General features: G+C 61.3%; 17 protein-coding genes. 11 read left to right on the top strand and 6 right to left on the bottom strand.

Annotated elements, in window-relative coordinates; translation table 11 throughout:
- Positions 1-86: 86 nt before the first annotated feature.
- Genes rplI through rpsF form a run of 3 tightly spaced genes read right to left on the bottom strand, consistent with a single transcriptional unit; the run spans position 87 to position 1,349 of the window.
- Positions 87-746 (bottom strand): 50S ribosomal protein L9, encoded by a 660-nt coding sequence (gene rplI, locus Q0887_RS05440; protein WP_299192992.1) that lies wholly within the window; start codon positions 744-746, stop codon positions 87-89.
- Between the two features lie 13 nt (positions 747-759).
- A complete protein-coding gene (gene rpsR, locus Q0887_RS05435) occupies positions 760-984 on the bottom strand; it encodes a 30S ribosomal protein S18 (RefSeq protein ID WP_299192991.1) in 225 nt (74 codons plus the stop codon).
- The gene (rpsF, locus tag Q0887_RS05430; RefSeq protein WP_299192989.1) at positions 984-1,349 is read right to left on the bottom strand and encodes a 30S ribosomal protein S6; all 366 of its coding nucleotides are present in this window, start codon (positions 1,347-1,349) and stop codon (positions 984-986) included. Before rpsF ends, rpsR begins: the two co-directional genes overlap by 1 nt.
- Positions 1,350-1,545: 196 nt before the next feature.
- On the opposite strand from rpsF, the gene Q0887_RS05425 reads away from it, so the two are divergent.
- Entirely contained in the window at positions 1,546-2,487 is a 942-nt protein-coding gene (locus tag Q0887_RS05425; protein WP_299192987.1) for a DUF808 domain-containing protein, read from the top strand.
- A complete protein-coding gene (locus Q0887_RS05420) occupies positions 2,487-3,131 on the top strand; it encodes a glutathione S-transferase family protein (RefSeq protein WP_299192986.1) in 645 nt (214 codons plus the stop codon). The genes Q0887_RS05425 and Q0887_RS05420 overlap by 1 nt, the downstream gene beginning before the upstream one ends.
- Positions 3,132-3,233: 102 nt before the next feature.
- On the opposite strand, the gene Q0887_RS05415 is transcribed toward Q0887_RS05420, so the two are convergent.
- The 3 genes from Q0887_RS05415 to Q0887_RS05405 are packed head-to-tail and all read right to left on the bottom strand — an operon-like array spanning position 3,234 to position 6,502.
- A complete protein-coding gene (locus Q0887_RS05415) occupies positions 3,234-4,760 on the bottom strand; it encodes a class I adenylate-forming enzyme family protein (RefSeq protein ID WP_299192984.1) in 1,527 nt (508 codons plus the stop codon).
- Positions 4,761-4,805: 45 nt separating this feature from the next.
- A complete protein-coding gene (locus tag Q0887_RS05410; protein WP_299192983.1) occupies positions 4,806-5,042 on the bottom strand; it encodes a hypothetical protein in 237 nt (78 codons plus the stop codon).
- A gap of 35 nt (positions 5,043-5,077) precedes the next feature.
- Positions 5,078-6,502 (bottom strand): Mur ligase family protein, encoded by a 1,425-nt coding sequence (locus tag Q0887_RS05405; protein ID WP_299192982.1) that lies wholly within the window; start codon positions 6,500-6,502, stop codon positions 5,078-5,080.
- Positions 6,503-6,555: 53 nt separating this feature from the next.
- Between Q0887_RS05405 and Q0887_RS05400 the strand changes: the two genes are divergently transcribed.
- The 9 genes from Q0887_RS05400 (at position 6,556) to Q0887_RS05360 (ending at position 14,545) form a co-directional block, all read left to right on the top strand.
- Complete coding sequence (locus Q0887_RS05400) at positions 6,556-7,386, top strand: LD-carboxypeptidase (RefSeq protein WP_299192980.1); 831 nt, start codon at positions 6,556-6,558, stop codon at positions 7,384-7,386.
- 27 nt (positions 7,387-7,413) lie between these two features.
- Positions 7,414-8,349 carry an ACP S-malonyltransferase gene (fabD, locus tag Q0887_RS05395; protein ID WP_299192978.1) on the top strand — a complete coding sequence of 312 codons (936 nt, stop codon included), beginning with the start codon at positions 7,414-7,416 and terminating at the stop codon, positions 8,347-8,349.
- A gap of 130 nt (positions 8,350-8,479) precedes the next feature.
- On the top strand, positions 8,480-10,429 hold the full coding sequence (locus Q0887_RS05390; RefSeq protein ID WP_299192977.1) for a beta-propeller domain-containing protein: 1,950 nt from the start codon (positions 8,480-8,482) through the stop codon (positions 10,427-10,429).
- The gene (locus Q0887_RS05385; RefSeq protein WP_299192975.1) at positions 10,386-10,844 is read left to right on the top strand and encodes a GNAT family N-acetyltransferase; all 459 of its coding nucleotides are present in this window, start codon (positions 10,386-10,388) and stop codon (positions 10,842-10,844) included. The genes Q0887_RS05390 and Q0887_RS05385 overlap by 44 nt, the downstream gene beginning before the upstream one ends.
- An 11-nt stretch (positions 10,845-10,855) precedes the next feature.
- On the top strand, positions 10,856-11,617 hold the full coding sequence (gene fabG / locus Q0887_RS05380) for a 3-oxoacyl-[acyl-carrier-protein] reductase (RefSeq protein ID WP_299192974.1): 762 nt from the start codon (positions 10,856-10,858) through the stop codon (positions 11,615-11,617).
- Positions 11,617-12,165: a hypothetical protein gene (locus tag Q0887_RS05375; protein ID WP_299192973.1), complete on the top strand. Its 549-nt coding sequence runs from the start codon at positions 11,617-11,619 to the stop codon at positions 12,163-12,165. Before fabG ends, Q0887_RS05375 begins: the two co-directional genes overlap by 1 nt.
- Positions 12,166-12,326: 161 nt before the next feature.
- Positions 12,327-13,454 carry a DNA polymerase III subunit beta gene (gene dnaN / locus Q0887_RS05370; RefSeq protein ID WP_299192971.1) on the top strand — a complete coding sequence of 376 codons (1,128 nt, stop codon included), beginning with the start codon at positions 12,327-12,329 and terminating at the stop codon, positions 13,452-13,454.
- Positions 13,454-13,885, top strand: a complete 432-nt coding sequence (locus Q0887_RS05365; RefSeq protein WP_299192970.1) for a hypothetical protein — start codon at positions 13,454-13,456, stop codon at positions 13,883-13,885. Before dnaN ends, Q0887_RS05365 begins: the two co-directional genes overlap by 1 nt.
- A 6-nt stretch (positions 13,886-13,891) precedes the next feature.
- Entirely contained in the window at positions 13,892-14,545 is a 654-nt protein-coding gene (locus Q0887_RS05360; RefSeq protein WP_299192968.1) for a glutathione S-transferase family protein, read from the top strand.
- Positions 14,546-14,567 lie beyond the last annotated feature (22 nt).

Below are 14,567 nucleotides of genomic sequence, written 5' to 3'. Positions count from 1 at the left end.
CCGCAAACTCACCAGCTTTTACAAAAAGGGCGCGGGGGTCGATTGACCGCCGCGCCCGATTTGATTGGCTTGAAGAAGGTGGCTGATCAGTCAGCTTTGTCTTCTTCGCCAGCTTCTTCAGCCGGAGCCTCTTCTGCTTCTGGCGCAGCGCCGTCTTCAAAAAGCTCTTCGGGGATTTCGCCCGGCTCAAGACCAGCATTGTCGATGCGCGTGTCGGCAGCGGCTTCTTCGATCTCGCGCTGTTCGTCTGCGAACATCTGCGCAAGAACGTCGACACCCTGTGTCTGCAATTCGGCTTCGTCGTCCGAACGGGCGACATTGGCCTTTACAGTCACATGCACCTCGGGGTGCAGGGCGACGGTCACATCGTGCATGCCGATCGTCTTGATCGGCGCGCCCATGATGACCTGCTTCTTGTCGACATCGTGGCCCTGTGCGGTCAGGCCAGCGACCATGTCGCGGACATTGACCGAACCGTAAAGCTGACCAGCATTCGAAGCGGCACGGATGAGGATAACCTCGGCCCCTGCAACTTTGTCGCCAGCGGCTTCTGCCACGGTGCGCTTTTCAGCGTTTTCTTTTTCAAGACGTTCGCGGTTGGCGTCGAAGACCTTCTTGTTGGCTTCGTTGGCGCGCAGGGCTTTCTTCTGCGGGAGAAGGAAGTTGCGAGCATAGCCGTCCTTGACGGTGACAACGTCACCGATGGTGCCGAGCTTCTCGATACGTTCGAGGAGAATGATATCCATGTTCTTTCTCCTCCTACTTCACGATGTACGGCAAAAGGCCGATGTGGCGGGCGCGCTTGATCGCTTTGGCGAGTTCACGCTGCTTTTTTGCAGAAACGGCGGTGATACGCGAAGGCACGATCTTGCCACGCTCGGACATGAAGCCCTGAAGCAGGCGCACGTCCTTGTAATCGATCTTGGGGGCTTCGTTGCCGCTGAACGGGCAAGACTTGCGGCGGCGGAAAAACGGGCGGGCCATCAGTCGCGCTCCTCACGGTCAGAGCGACGCTTACGGTCGCGTTCGTTCTTGCGCATCATCACGCTGGGGCCTTCTTCGTGCTCTTCAACACGGATGGTCATGTAGCGGATGACGTCTTCGTTGATCCGCGTCTGGCGCTCGAGTTCTTCAACAACGGTGCCCGGGGCATCGATGTTGAGCATCACGAAATGCGCTTTGCGGTTACGGTCGATTTTATAGGCGAGGGACTTGAGGCCCCAGGTTTCGGTCTTGGTGACCTTGCCTTCGTTCGCTTCGACGATTTCGGTCGCCGTGGCCGCCAGCGCGTCTACCTGGGCCTGTGAAAGGTCCTGACGCGCGAGGAAGATATGCTCATACAGAGCCATACTTCGCGTTCCTTTTATTGCTGCCGATCGCTGGCTGATCCGTCCGGATGACGGGGCCCCTCCGGCTTTCTTGGGTTCCACTCTTGGAAAGAGCGGATGCGCGCACATAACGGCTTATGAGGGGATTGCAAGTCTTGTGCGCTTGCCAATTGGCGCGCGGGGCGCGATTGGACGGACCAGAAAAGGGGAAGAATTGATGCCTTCAGGATTGGTCGCACTGTTTGACGATGTCGCGGTGATTGCGCGCGCGGCTTCTGCGTCGGTTGACGATATTGCGGCCGCCGCGAGCCGGGCGGGGTCAAAGACCGCAGGCGTGGTGATCGATGATGCAGCGGTTACGCCAAGCTACGTTACCGGGCTGACGCCAGCGCGCGAGCTGCCGATCATATGGGCGATCACCAAGGGGAGCCTGTTCAACAAGCTCATAATCCTGCTGCCCGGCGCAATCCTCTTATCCGAGTTTCTACCGTGGCTCATCATCTGGATTTTGATGCTGGGCGGCGCATTCCTTTGTTATGAAGGCGCTGAAAAGGTGATGGAAAAACTCGGCGGCGCCAAACACGGCAAGACAGTCGAAGACGCAATCATTGACCCTATCGCCTTCGAGAAACAGCGGATTGCCGGCGCGGTGCGCACCGATCTGATCCTGTCGGCGGAAATCATGGCAATCACGCTCAACGAGCTTGATCTGCCGACTTGGTGGGAGCGCGGATTGGCGCTTGCGCTGGTGGGCTTCATCGTGACGATTGTGGTCTATGGCGCGGTCGCGCTGATCGTGAAGATGGACGATGTCGGGCTAAAGCTGATTGCGCGCAAAACCGGCTTTGGCCTCACCTTCGGTCATTTCCTGCTGCAATCGGTGCCCAAATTGCTGCTTGCGCTTACGGTGATCGGGACAATCGCCATGCTCTGGGTCGGCGGCGGGATCATCGTCCATGGCACGCACGAAGTCGGCTTCCACCTGCTCTACAATGTCGCCCATGGGGCTCAATATGCGGTTGAAGGCGCTGTCGGAGCGCTCGCGGGTGTGCTGGGATGGGTGACTTACGCCGCGATTTCGGCGGTGATCGGTCTAGCGCTTGGCGTCGGGATCGCGCTGCTGCTGCACAAGGTTATCGGCTATGAGGGTGATCATTGATGGCGCAGACACCCACGCTCTACACCTGCGCCAGTTCGCGGGGCTTGCGCGCGACATGGGCGGCGGCGGAAGCGGACGTCGAGATCGACCTCAAAGTCTTGCCATTCCCGCCGCGTTTTCTCGCGCCCGAATACAAAGAGATCAACCCGCTGGGCACCGTGCCGATGCTGGTCGATGGAGAGGCGCGGATGACCGAAAGCTGCGCGATTGCGCATTACCTCGCCACCCGCTCAGGCCCGAGTGATCTCGCCATCGCGCCGGGTGAGCGCGATTATGCCGAATATCTCGATTTCACCTATCACGCCGATGCGACGATCACATTCCCGCAAACGGTCTATATGCGCTTTGCGATCTTCGAGAAGGACAAGGGCTGGGCTGATGCGGGCGAGGCCTATGCCAAGTGGTTCGAGAAACGTCTGGTGAAGGCCGAGCAGCGCCTGGAGACCCGCGAATATCTGTGCGCGGATCGCTTTACTGTGGCTGACATTTGCGTCGGCTATGCGCTGATATTGGCGAAGAATGTCGGGCTGGATGACCGCGTGCCGGAGAGCCTGAAGGCCTATCGCGAACGGCTGACTTCGCGCGATGGCTACAAGCGGGCGGCCGCACGCGAAGAGGCGGGGCGCAAGGCGCTGGAAGCGTAACTCTCGTCATTGCGAGGAGCGCAGCGACGCGGCAATCCATGGCCCGCCGCGGCCAATCCGACATCGGTCCATGGATTGCTTCGCTTCGCTCGCAATGACGAATCAAGAGGCCTGATCCTCGCTCACAGGTCGCGCGGACAGCTCTCGCCGCAGCAATTTACCAATCGGATCGCGCGGCAGCTGATCGACGAATTCAATGTAGCGCGGGCGCTTGTAGCCTGCGATCTGCCCTTTGAAGCGCGCGGTGATTTCCTCGCGGGTGAGCGAGGCTCCGGGAGCCAGCACAACAAAGGCCTTCACCGCTTCGCCCCACTGCCTGTCAGGCACACCGCAGCAGCCTGCATCCGCGACTTCGGGCATGTCGGCAAAGACCATATCGACCTCTGCGGGATAGACATTCTCGCCGCCGGTTTTGATCAGCTCTTTCTCGCGCCCCAGCAGATAGCCTAGCCCGCGCTCGTCCATCTTTCCCAGATCGCCCGTGCGCAGCCAGCCATGGCCCAGCGCCGCCTCGCTCGCCTCGTCATTGCGCCAGTAGCCGAGCATCACTGAGGGGCCGCGCAGGCCAATCTCGCCTTCCTCGCCGGGAGCGAGCTGATTGCCGTCCGGGTCGAGGATCGTCATCTCCACATGCGGCATCGCCCAGCCGATCGAGCGCGGATGCTCGAGCATGTCGGGATAGTCGATGAAGGTCGCAAAGCCGCACACCTCGGTCTGGCCATATCCGCCGACCACGCGCGCATCCCATTCCTGCTCGATGAATTCGTAGATTTGCGGACGGCCCATGCCCGCGCCGCCGGTGTAGTTGGTGAGCGGCATCACACCGTCGCGCACCGGCTCCATTGTCTGCCAAGGGAAGCAGATCGTGGGGAAGGCGCTGGTGGTGGTGCAGGCCTCGCGGTGGAGCAGATCGAGCACCGCCGCACTGTCATCATCGCGGCCCGCAAAGACGCTGCATCCTCCGCAGGCGAGCATGGCCGCGACCTGCTGCATCCCGACGACATGGAACAGCGGATTGATCGAGAGCAGCCGCTCGTCCCGAGTGAAGCCGCGCCGCACCGAGAAACCGAGCGCCGAAGACGCCACCGCGCTGCCCGCTTGCAGGCAGCCCTTGGGCCGACCGGTCGTGCCGCTGGTGTACATCATATAAAGCGGGCGCTCGGGCGCGAGATTAGGAAGCGTGCGCGCCTCTTGCGGCTCGCTGACAATCGCTTCGAACGTGCCTTGCGGATCGTGCTGCTCGTCAACCTCGATCACTTCGCCCGCATCAGCCTCGGCCAACAGTGCGGAGAAACGCGGATTGGCGAAGGTCATCGCCGGTTCGGCATTGCCCGCGATCCACGCGATCTCGCCCGGCGCAAGCCGCCAGTTGAGCAGCACTGCAATCGCTCCGATCCGCCCGCAGGCGAGCAGGATGGTGAGGTAAGGCGCTCCGTCGGTAAGCAGGATCGCTACCCGGTCCCCCGGACTAATCCCCTTGGCGAGGAGCCACGCGGCGAGCCGGCTCACCCGCGCATCCAGTTCGGCATGTGTCAGACGCTGCGCGCCATCGACCGTCGCTTCACGCGTGGCATATTGGGTCGCGCAGACCTTGAACAATGTGTCGAGCGAGAAGTCTCTTGCATGCATGGCAGTCAGACTAACCCAGCGCGCTTGGGCGCACCACCAGCGTTTTTACGAAGGTGCGTCGAGCTCCTCGCCGCATTTGCTGCAGGTGCGATTGGGCCATGGCAGCACGAATATCCCGCGAAAGAACAGGTTCTTGCCGCAAGTCGGGCAGTTGAACCCCAGCATCCGCGCATTGGCGAGAACCAGCGCGACAATCGCAATGCCGAATGCGACCGTGGAGTGACCCAACAACCGGTCCACCGCGAGCACGAACAGGATCGACAGCACCAGCGCGCCGCCCATGAAATGCGCATGGCGCCTGGCTCGTGCGTAAAGAGTCACTCCAGCCGCTCGAAGATACCGCGCGCAAAAGCGCTGAGCGTGTCGTCGCGCGCGCCCATTACCACGATGCGGTCGCCGGGCTGGGCAAGTTCGACAATCCGGTCGCCGCAAGCCTCGCGGGTGGGGACATGCTCGGCGTTTCCGCCATGGCTCTTTATCAACGCGATGATCCTCTCGGTTCCCTCGCTTCGATCAACTGTGCCGCCGTAATAGACCGGGTCGCACATGATCGTGATGTCTTCGCCATCCAGCTCGCGCGCAAAAGTCTCAGCCAATTCGTCGCCCATCTGGCGCAAGGGTCCGTAACCGTGCGGCTGGAAGAAGGCGATCACGCGGCCGGGGCTTGACTTCAGCGTGCGCAAGGTCGCCGCGCATTTCTCCGGATTGTGTCCGAAATCGTCGATGACGGTGATGCCGTTTGCGCTGGTCCCCACCACATCAAACCGCCGCGCGAGCCCCGCAAATTCGCTCAACGCCGCCACGGCTTTGCCAACCGAAATCCCCGCAGCACTCGCTGCCGCGATAGCCGCCAATGCGTTGGAGAGGTTGTGCATTCCGGGCATGGGCAGGGTGAGCGCGAAGGACTCGCCGCTGCGATTGTCGATGACGGTCGCGCTGATCGAGAGCGCGCCTTGCTCGATACTGTCCGGCTCGACCGCAATATCTGCGCTACTGTCGCGCACCGCGAAGCTCACCAACTGATTGGCTCGGTCGGCCAGCGCGCGCGCTTCGTCATTGTCGAAATTGACCGCTGCGCAGCCCGATGCGGCGAGGTAATCGCCAAACAGTTCGCGCAATTCTTCCAGCGATTTGTGATCGAGGCTGACATTGAGCAGCACCCCGATGGTCGGGCGGTAGAGCGCAATGGACCCGTCGCTTTCATCCACCTCGCTGACGAACAGCTGGGGCGATCCCACCCGCGCGCTGGCAAAGGGGTTCGCAGCGTCGGCGAAGTTCTTCATCACCGCGCCGTTCATCACGCTGGGGTCATGACCCGCATGCGAGAGGATCCACGCGATCATGCCGGTGACGGTCGATTTGCCCGAAGTGCCGCCGATTGCGACCGAGTAACCCGCCTCGTTGAAAAATTCGGCAAGCAGTTCCGCGCGGCTCATCCGGGCGCAGCCAAGCTGTTTGGCGCGGGCAACTTCGGGCACGGTGTCTTCGATCGCAGCAGAGGCGATCAGCACTTGATCGCCCGAAGTGATCCCGCTGCCGTCCTGCGGGAACAGTCCAAAGCCGTTTTCCGCGAGCCACGCGAATTTTTCCGGTGTGCGGCCTTGGTCATAGGAGCGGTCTGACCCGGCGACTTCATAGCCTATGCCATGCGCGATCTGGGCGAGCGGGAGCATGCCCGATCCACCGATTCCGCAGAAAAAGAAGGAGCGCTGATCGCGCGTTTCGCTGTTTTCGTCGGGCATGATGGCTGGTTATTGGCTTGCCACAATGCTGGCAAGCGCCATACGATGCGCGCATGACAAATATCGCCATCTGCGCGCCTGCAACGCCGATTACCCGCGATCATGCCGCCGCTTTGGAGCGATTGGTGGCGGACGAGTTTCCCGAGCATTCGGTGACGTTCCACGATCAGTGCTTTGCCAGCGCGGGGCATTTTGCCGGCGATGATCTGACGCGGCTGACCGGCTTGCTCGAATGCGCCAACGATCCCGCCTTTGACGCGGTGTGGTTTGCCAAGGGCGGCTATGGCTCCAACCGCATTGCAGAGGCGGCGGTGGCGCGCATGAACGCTTCGGCGCGCTCGAAGACTTATGTTGGCTTTTCCGATTGCGGCTATCTGCTCGCCGCGCTTTATCGGGCAGGGATTGGCCAATGCGCGCATGGTTCTATGCCGGTGAGCGCACGCTCTGAAACGGGGCGTGAGGCTGTGCGCAGGGTCCTGCGCTGGTTCGCAGGCGACAATTCAGGGCTGGAGCCGAGCCTGGACGGCGTGACGCCCGCTGCTGCGTTCAACCTGATCACCTTGGCGATGCTCTCCAAGACGCCGACCATGCCAGACCTTTCGGGCCATGTCCTGATGGTCGAGGAAGTGAGCGAGCACCTCTATTCCATCGACCGGATGTTCTTCGCGCTTGCCGGTAGTCTGCCTAGGCTTGCAGGGCTCAGGCTCGGCGCGATTACCGCTGTGCCGGAGAATTATGTCGAGTTCGGGCAAAGCGAAGAGGAAATCGCCAAATATTGGTGCGACCGCGCTGGCATTCCCTATCTCGGTCGCGCGGAAATCGGTCACAATGCTGACAACAAAGTTGTGCCGTTCGGACTTGCAGGACCGGCGGGCGCTGCGTAACGGCGCGCTCCAACAGGAGGAATCACAATGAGAGCTTTCGTTTTCCCCGGACAGGGCAGCCAGAAGGTAGGCATGGGCGTCGAGCTTGCCGAGGCGAGCGCGGCTGCGCGCGAGGTTTTCGAGGAAGTCGATGATGCGCTGGGCCTCAAGCTTTCTGCGATCATGCGCGACGGGCCGGAGGATCAGCTGACCCTCACCGAAAATGCGCAACCTGCGATCATGGCAAATGCGATTGCGACCTTGCGCGTGCTTGAAAGCGAATTCGGCGTGAAGCTCGCCGAGAAGGGCGCATGCGTCGCCGGTCACTCGTTGGGTGAATACACCGCATTGTGCGCGGTTGGTGCGTTCGATCTGGCGACTACGGCGCGGCTGCTCAAGCTGCGTGGCAGCGCGATGCAGGCGGCCGTGCCAGTAGGCGAGGGCGCAATGGCGGCTCTGCTGGGCGCTGATATCGAAAAGGCCTCTGCGCTCGCTGCTGCCGCTGCTGAGGGTGAAGTTTGCGAAGTCGCCAATGACAATGATCCGGGTCAGGTTGTGATCTCCGGCCACAAGGGCGCAATCGAGCGTGCGGTTGCACTTGTGAAGGATCACGGGATCAAACGCGGCGTGTTGCTGCCGGTCTCCGCCCCGTTCCACTGCTCGCTGATGCAACCAGCGGCAGACCGGATGCGCGAGGCGCTGGCCGACACCGAGATGGGCGAGTTCGCTCTGCCCGTCTTCGCCAATGTCACCGCCAGCTCTGTCAGCGACCCCGATCAGGAGCGCGACCTGTTGTTCCGTCAGGTGACCGGCCGCGTGCGCTGGCGCGAAAGCGTGGCGGCAATGCATGAAGGCGGCGTGACGCATTTCGTCGAGCTGGGCGGTAAAGTGCTCGCGCCCATGATCCGTAAGATCGCAGGCGAGGCCGAGACAGCGAGCCTCATCTCGATGGAAGACCTTGAAGGTTTCGCCGGGTCGCTTTGATCGCGAATTGACGGTTGATTGAACGCTCAAACAGAGCTTCGCCGCACACACACATTTGACATGTAACAATATATCATTCAGCTTGCGGACAGTTTAGCCGGTGCAGCACCCGACAAAAGGGGAGGGTCCAATGCTGAAATCTCTATCCGATACTCTGTTTAGCGCGAGCATTTGCGCGATGTGCGTTGTGGCGGTGGGGGCGGCAGCGCTTTCTGCTGATGGCAGCGCTTCAGACGACCCCCACCTCATCGATGACGGAACGGGTCTGCGGGGTTTTGTCAGTGAAAGCGGGCTGGATGACTTCGCGGAAAAGATGGTCGCTCTCGAGGAAGAGCAGCGCCGCCGGTACGAATCCAGTGGACAGGTCGTGTACAGCGTGAATGTGGATATGGCCGCTCCGCCGCCTGCCGCTGAGATGGCCGGTGGCGTCGAAGAAGTCGCCGATGCATCCGCCCCAGCCGAAGGCGAAAGCATCACCAACACGCAGGAAGCGGGCGTCGATGAAGGCGGGATCGTCAAGAATGCGGGCGACTACCTTGTCGTGCTGCGGCGCGGGCGCCTTTTTACAGTGCGGACAGGCAGCAACGCGCTGGAGCCGGTTGACACAATCGACGCCTTCCCGCCCGGCAAGGAGCGCCCCGGAGCGACATGGTATGACGAGATGCTCATTCGCGGCAATCAAGTCATCGTCATCGGCTATTCCTACGGTGCCTTCGGGACCGAAATAAACCGCTTTGACATCTCCGATAGCGGCGATCTGACCTATCGTGACACGCATTATATGCGCTCGGGTGATTACTATTCCTCGTCCAATTACGCCTCGCGCCTGATCGGGGATGAGTTGATCCTATACACCCCGGTCTACGCAAATTGGAGCAACCTTGAAGGCTCGCTGCCCGCAATGCGCGAGTTTGGCGAGAGCGAGGCCAAAGTGCTGGTCGACCCGGAAGATTTCCTCGTCGCTACCCCGTATCGCAGCGGTAAATTCCACGTGGACATGCTCCACACCGTGACACGCTGCGATCTTGCCGCGGCGGAATTGGAATGTAGCGCGACCGCGATTGCAGGCACGCGGAGCCGCGCCTTCTATGTCTCGCGCGAGGCGGTTTATACATGGACCGGAAGCGCGGCCTCGAGCTGGGAAGGGGATGCGGAGCGCACCCCCGGCCAGCTCTATCGCATCCCGCTCGACGGATCGCGTCCCGGCGCGGTGCAGGTCGCAGGCGCGCCGGTTGACCAATTCTCTTTTGCCGAAGACGCATCGGACGGCGTGCTGCGCGTGCTCCTGCGTTCGGTCGGCAATGGCGAGGGAATGTGGGCCAGCGAATACAGCGTCGGCGACGTCTCGCTCGCTACCGTATCTTTCGATGCGTTTGGATCGGGCGGGGGAGCGTTGGTGCGCGAGAACTACCGCGCTTTGCCTGAACCCGAAGGCTGGCGGTTCCATAACCGCTTTGTCGGCGATTACCTGCTCTATGCTGCGGCGTGGTATGGCCGCGAAGACGAAACCCTAACGGTCTATGCCGTGCCGCTGGACGGCCGCGAGGTTCAGCAAATCGCGCTCCCCCACGGCGTCACGCGGTTTGATCGGATGGGTGATGACGGCGTGGTCGTCGGACCGAGCGGTGACGGCTCGCTCGGCTTCACCTCGCTTTCTCTCGGGCGCAGGGCTTCGATCGAGGATACCTATATGCTCGCCGCTGCCAGCGAGGGTGAAACGCGCTCACAAGCGTTATTCTACAAGCCGGACGCTGACAGCCGTGACGGGCTTTCGGGCACGCTCGGCCTGCCGATCAGCCGGCGGTTGGAGCGAAACGGGTCGGAATTCCTCGGCTCCGGGTCAGCCATTGCCTTCCTGCGGCGTGAGAACCGCTCGCTTGGCCGTGCAGGTGAGCTGGCCGCGCGGTCCGCGAATGCGCGCGACGACAGCTGCATCGCCTCCTGCGTGGACTGGTACGGAAATGCCCGCCCGATCTTTTTGGGAGATCGCATCTTTGCTCTGATGGGCTATGAGATTGTCGAGGGAGACATGTCTGATGGCCGAATCCGGGAATCGCGCAGAGTCAGCTTCGCGCCTTGACCTGACCACCCACTGGATCGACGAGGGTAACGCACACCTGCTCGATAATGTCGCGCCCGGCGTGTTCGATCACGCAATCGATCCGGCGCGGCTCAAGCCCTATCTTGCCAGCCCTGCCAACTGGATGTGCCTTGCGCTGCATGAGGGCCAAGTCGTTGGCATGTGCATGTGCGTCATCCACAGCCATCCCGACAAGCCAACCGAACTCTTCCTTGACGAGATCGGCACAGGCGACGATTGGCGGCGTCAGGGCATTGCGCGCGCGCTGATGCAACTGGTATTCGAACGCGCGGATGCGGAAAATATTGAGGAAATCTGGCTGGGGACCGAACCGGACAATGACGCGGCAAACGGGCTCTATCAGACATTCAAACACGAGCGTGAGGACGCCGTGATCTACTATTTCGACTGGTGAGGAGCCGAGAAATGTTTCGATTGGATGGAATGAACGCGCTGGTTACCGGCGCAAGCGGCGGGATCGGTTCCGCAATTGCAATCGCGCTGGCAAAGCAAGGCGCGCGCGTGGCGCTATCAGGCTCCAACGGAGACAAATTGCGCGCCTTTCGCGAGCAGTTGATCGCGGAAGAAGGCTCGCCCGAACATGGGGACCATGTCGAGATCACCTGCAACCTTTCGGACAGCAAACAGGTTGATGAGCTGATCCCTGCAACGCTCGATACGCTGGGCGGGATCGATATCCTTGTGAATAATGCCGGCATCACCCGCGACAACCTTGCGATGCGGATGAAAGATGATGAGTGGGACAGCGTGATCTCGGTCAATCTCGAAGCAGCCTTCCGTCTGATGCGCGCTTCTGCCCGCCCGATGATGAAGGGGCGCTTTGGCCGGATCATCAACATTACATCTGTAGTCGGCCACACCGGGAATCCGGGCCAGATGAATTACTGCGCGGCTAAAGCAGGCCTGACCGGCATGACCAAGAGCCTCGCGCAGGAAGTCGCCAGCCGCGGGATTACCGCCAATTGCGTCGCACCCGGCTTTATCCGAACTGCAATGACAACCGCGCTCGACGAAAAGCAGACCGAGACGATCAACGCCCGCATCCCGATGGGCAAGATGGGCGAAGGCATGGATATCGGCGCAGCCTGCGTCTTCCTCGCCAGCCGTGAAGCCGGGTACATCACCGGCGAAACGGTGCATGTGAACGGCGGGATGGCGATGGTATGATGGGACTGCCGACACTCAAACTGCCAGGCGCCGTTCTTGCTGCCGCGCTCGCTTTCACCGCGCAGCCTGCTCTGGCTCAAAGCGACTATGATCTGGACTGCGTTGCTCGCGGTGCTGATCCGTCAACCGGCGCGAATCTGGTCGATCATTTCCTGTCCGGGCAGGGGCTTGCGAAGAAGCCGCGCCCGTTCTTTGACGAACTTTATGTGGTTCTGGGCGAGTGCGGGGACTCCAACACGTCGGACGAGAAGGAAGCGCAATACTACACCGACGTGGTTTTGATGCGGGCGATGCTCCCTGAACTGCGCTCTCGGCTGGTATCGATCGGGTTCGATGTTGCCCCGGTCGATGAGCATATGGCAGCCAGATTCGCCGCCGGGATCGAAGGTGACAACAATGAATCCGATGTGTTCTTTGCCGAACGAGCGGAAAGTTTCGTCAATGAAACCGGCACCGACGCCGATCTCGTGATCTATCTGCTCGCTAGCTATACAGAGAGCATGAAGATCGAACGCGAAGCTCTGCGGGGCCTTGGACTGATCGAGTAGGCACTCCTTTATCCCCTTATCCCCAAGGGAATCTCCCCTCGCAGCGCCTCGAACTTGCCCGTATTGTGCGCATCGCTAAGGTTTTTCGAAATCGAGCGGTGCTGACGGGGCGATTCCTGTTCTGGCAGAACCGGGCAACACAAAGACGATAGGGTAAGCTGATGAAGGCTACGATCGAACGCGCGACGCTGCTGCGCTGCCTCTCCCATGTTCAGTCTGTGGTTGAGCGCCGCAACACCATTCCGATCCTCTCCAACGTCCTGATCGACGCGAGTGATGGCGGTAGCGTGAAGGTGATGGCGACCGACCTCGACTTGCAGGTGGTTGAAACAATGAGCGCGGCCTCGGTGGATGTGCCCGGCGCGATAACCGTCTCGGCGCATCTGCTGTTCGACATTGCGCGCAAACTGCCCGATGGCTCGCAGGTCAGCCTCGAGACGGCGGAAAACCGGATGGAAGTCAAAGCTGGGCGCAGCCGGTTCAAACTGCCGACCCTGCCGCGCGATGACTTCCCGGTGATCGTCGAAGGCGATCTGCCCACCAGCTTTGAGATTCCCGCGCGCACTCTGGCCGAAATGATCGACGGCACGCGCTTTGCGATCTCGACCGAGGAAACGCGTTACTACCTCAACGGCATATTCCTGCATGTGACCGACGAAGACACGCCGGTGCTCAAAGCCGCTGCGACCGACGGCCACCGTCTCGCGCGCTTCACGCTGGCGCGTCCCGACGGTGCAGAGGGCATGCCCGACGTCATCGTCCCGCGCAAAGCGGTGGCGGAGCTGCGCAAGCTGCTCGAAGAAGCGCTGGATGGCTCGGTGCAGATCGACCTGTCGGCCAGCAAGGTCCGCTTCACGCTTTCGGGTGAGGGCGGTGTTGTGCTGACCAGCAAGCTGATCGACGGCACGTTCCCCGATTACAGCCGTGTCATCCCGACCGGCAATGACAAGCTGCTCAAGATCGATCCCAAGACCTTCCTCGAAGGAGTTGACCGCGTTGCGACCATCGCAACCGAGAAGACGCGCGCGGTGAAGATGGGGCTCGACAATGACAGGGTAACGCTCTCGGTCACTTCGCCCGACAACGGCAACGCGACCGAGGAACTGGCGGCGCAATATGACAAGGAAGGCTTCGAGATTGGTTTTAACGCCAATTATCTCAAGGACATCCTCGGCCAGTTCGACTCCGAAACGATCGAATTGCACCTGGCCGATGCGGGCGCGCCGACGCTGATCCGCGAAGATGAGAACAGCCCTGCGCTCTATGTCCTGATGCCGATGCGCGTCTGATGCGCGGCATTGCGGGTCTTGCCGCTGCCGCTTTGGCGATTGGCGCACCTCTGCATGCGCAGGATGGCGAAGCGTTTGAGCCTGCCTTTAGCGCCGAGGATGATCTTGACTGCGCGATCTATGTCGGCGCCCTGATGGCCGAGATGGAAGAGGCGATGACGCCGGACAATCGCGCCGGCCTCACGTCGGCCTTCACCTATTTCACCGGGCGATACGAGGCGCAGCGCGGCCTCGATCTGGTGACTGCTTTTACCGAGCGTTATCCGGTATATGCGCAGCGCAATCCGGTGGAAATCCAGCAGACCTGCGCGGTCAGGATGCGGGCTTTCGGCGTGCGTTTGCAAGAGGCGGGGCAGGCGCTCACCCGGATCCAGCCCGCTCCGGCTGCGCCTGCTGCTCCGGCCCAATCAGAAACCGCTCCGACAGAGTAGGCGCGCATGAGCGGCCAACCCGTCGCGCAGGTTCGCATCTTCGGCACGGTCATCTCGACCTATACTCGCATCGTCCAGATCACCTGCGAAGAAGCCGGTCTGACCCACGAAACTATCGCCACCGCGGCGAACTCACCCGCCAACCGCCATCCATTCAGCAAAGTGCCCGTGGTAGAGGTCGACGGGCTTGAGCTGATCGAGAGCGTGGCCATCGCGGCCTATCTCGACAATGCGCATAATGGCAGCACTTTGCAGCCCGCTGATCCTGCTGCGCGCGCGGTGATGGATAAGTGGATCGCACTCGCCAACAATTACCTGTTCCCGATCTTTGAGCATGGGCTTGTCATGCCGTGGATCATGCACCGCGTTGCCGGTTTCCCGCTGGAGCGCGAGAGGATCGAGCGTTCGTTGCCGGGCGTCAGCCGCGCGCTCGGCTTTCTGGAGGCGGAGTTGTCGCAGGACGGCGCATGGACGGCTTGCTCGCAGGAACGTGGCGGGTTCACGCTCGCCGACGTCTTTCTCTACCCGATCATTCGCTCGCTCCAGCTGACCCCGCAGGGCGAGGTCGGGATCGGCCAGTGCGACCATCTCGCCGCATGGCTCGATGCTTGCAGAAAGCGCCCCTCGATTGTCGCAACGCAGTGGGAAAGCGAGCCGTAATGGGTTAGGCAGGTCGTCAAAG

Origin of the sequence: uncultured Erythrobacter sp. (assembly GCF_947492365.1) — a bacterium.
GTDB lineage: Bacteria > Pseudomonadota > Alphaproteobacteria > Sphingomonadales > Sphingomonadaceae > Erythrobacter.
This window is presented reverse-complemented; position numbering and strand designations above follow the sequence as displayed.

Bases quoted from the DNA above. Each gene is read 5' to 3' on its own strand.
- rplI (WP_299192992.1), bottom strand. From the start codon at position 746: ATGGATATCATTCTCCTCGAACGTATCGAGAAGCTCGGCACCATCGGT.
- rpsR (WP_299192991.1), bottom strand. From the start codon at position 984: ATGGCCCGCCCGTTTTTCCGCCGCCGCAAGTCTTGCCCGTTCAGCGGC.
- rpsF (WP_299192989.1), bottom strand. From the start codon at position 1,349: ATGGCTCTGTATGAGCATATCTTCCTCGCGCGTCAGGACCTTTCACAG.
- Q0887_RS05425 (WP_299192987.1), top strand. From the start codon at position 1,546: ATGCCTTCAGGATTGGTCGCACTGTTTGACGATGTCGCGGTGATTGCG.
- Q0887_RS05420 (WP_299192986.1), top strand. From the start codon at position 2,487: ATGGCGCAGACACCCACGCTCTACACCTGCGCCAGTTCGCGGGGCTTG.
- Q0887_RS05415 (WP_299192984.1), bottom strand. From the start codon at position 4,760: ATGCATGCAAGAGACTTCTCGCTCGACACATTGTTCAAGGTCTGCGCG.
- Q0887_RS05410 (WP_299192983.1), bottom strand. From the start codon at position 5,042: ATGGGCGGCGCGCTGGTGCTGTCGATCCTGTTCGTGCTCGCGGTGGAC.
- Q0887_RS05405 (WP_299192982.1), bottom strand. From the start codon at position 6,502: ATGCCCGACGAAAACAGCGAAACGCGCGATCAGCGCTCCTTCTTTTTC.
- Q0887_RS05400 (WP_299192980.1), top strand. From the start codon at position 6,556: ATGACAAATATCGCCATCTGCGCGCCTGCAACGCCGATTACCCGCGAT.
- fabD (WP_299192978.1), top strand. From the start codon at position 7,414: ATGAGAGCTTTCGTTTTCCCCGGACAGGGCAGCCAGAAGGTAGGCATG.
- Q0887_RS05390 (WP_299192977.1), top strand. From the start codon at position 8,480: ATGCTGAAATCTCTATCCGATACTCTGTTTAGCGCGAGCATTTGCGCG.
- Q0887_RS05385 (WP_299192975.1), top strand. From the start codon at position 10,386: ATGGCCGAATCCGGGAATCGCGCAGAGTCAGCTTCGCGCCTTGACCTG.
- fabG (WP_299192974.1), top strand. From the start codon at position 10,856: ATGTTTCGATTGGATGGAATGAACGCGCTGGTTACCGGCGCAAGCGGC.
- Q0887_RS05375 (WP_299192973.1), top strand. From the start codon at position 11,617: ATGGGACTGCCGACACTCAAACTGCCAGGCGCCGTTCTTGCTGCCGCG.
- dnaN (WP_299192971.1), top strand. From the start codon at position 12,327: ATGAAGGCTACGATCGAACGCGCGACGCTGCTGCGCTGCCTCTCCCAT.
- Q0887_RS05365 (WP_299192970.1), top strand. From the start codon at position 13,454: ATGCGCGGCATTGCGGGTCTTGCCGCTGCCGCTTTGGCGATTGGCGCA.
- Q0887_RS05360 (WP_299192968.1), top strand. From the start codon at position 13,892: ATGAGCGGCCAACCCGTCGCGCAGGTTCGCATCTTCGGCACGGTCATC.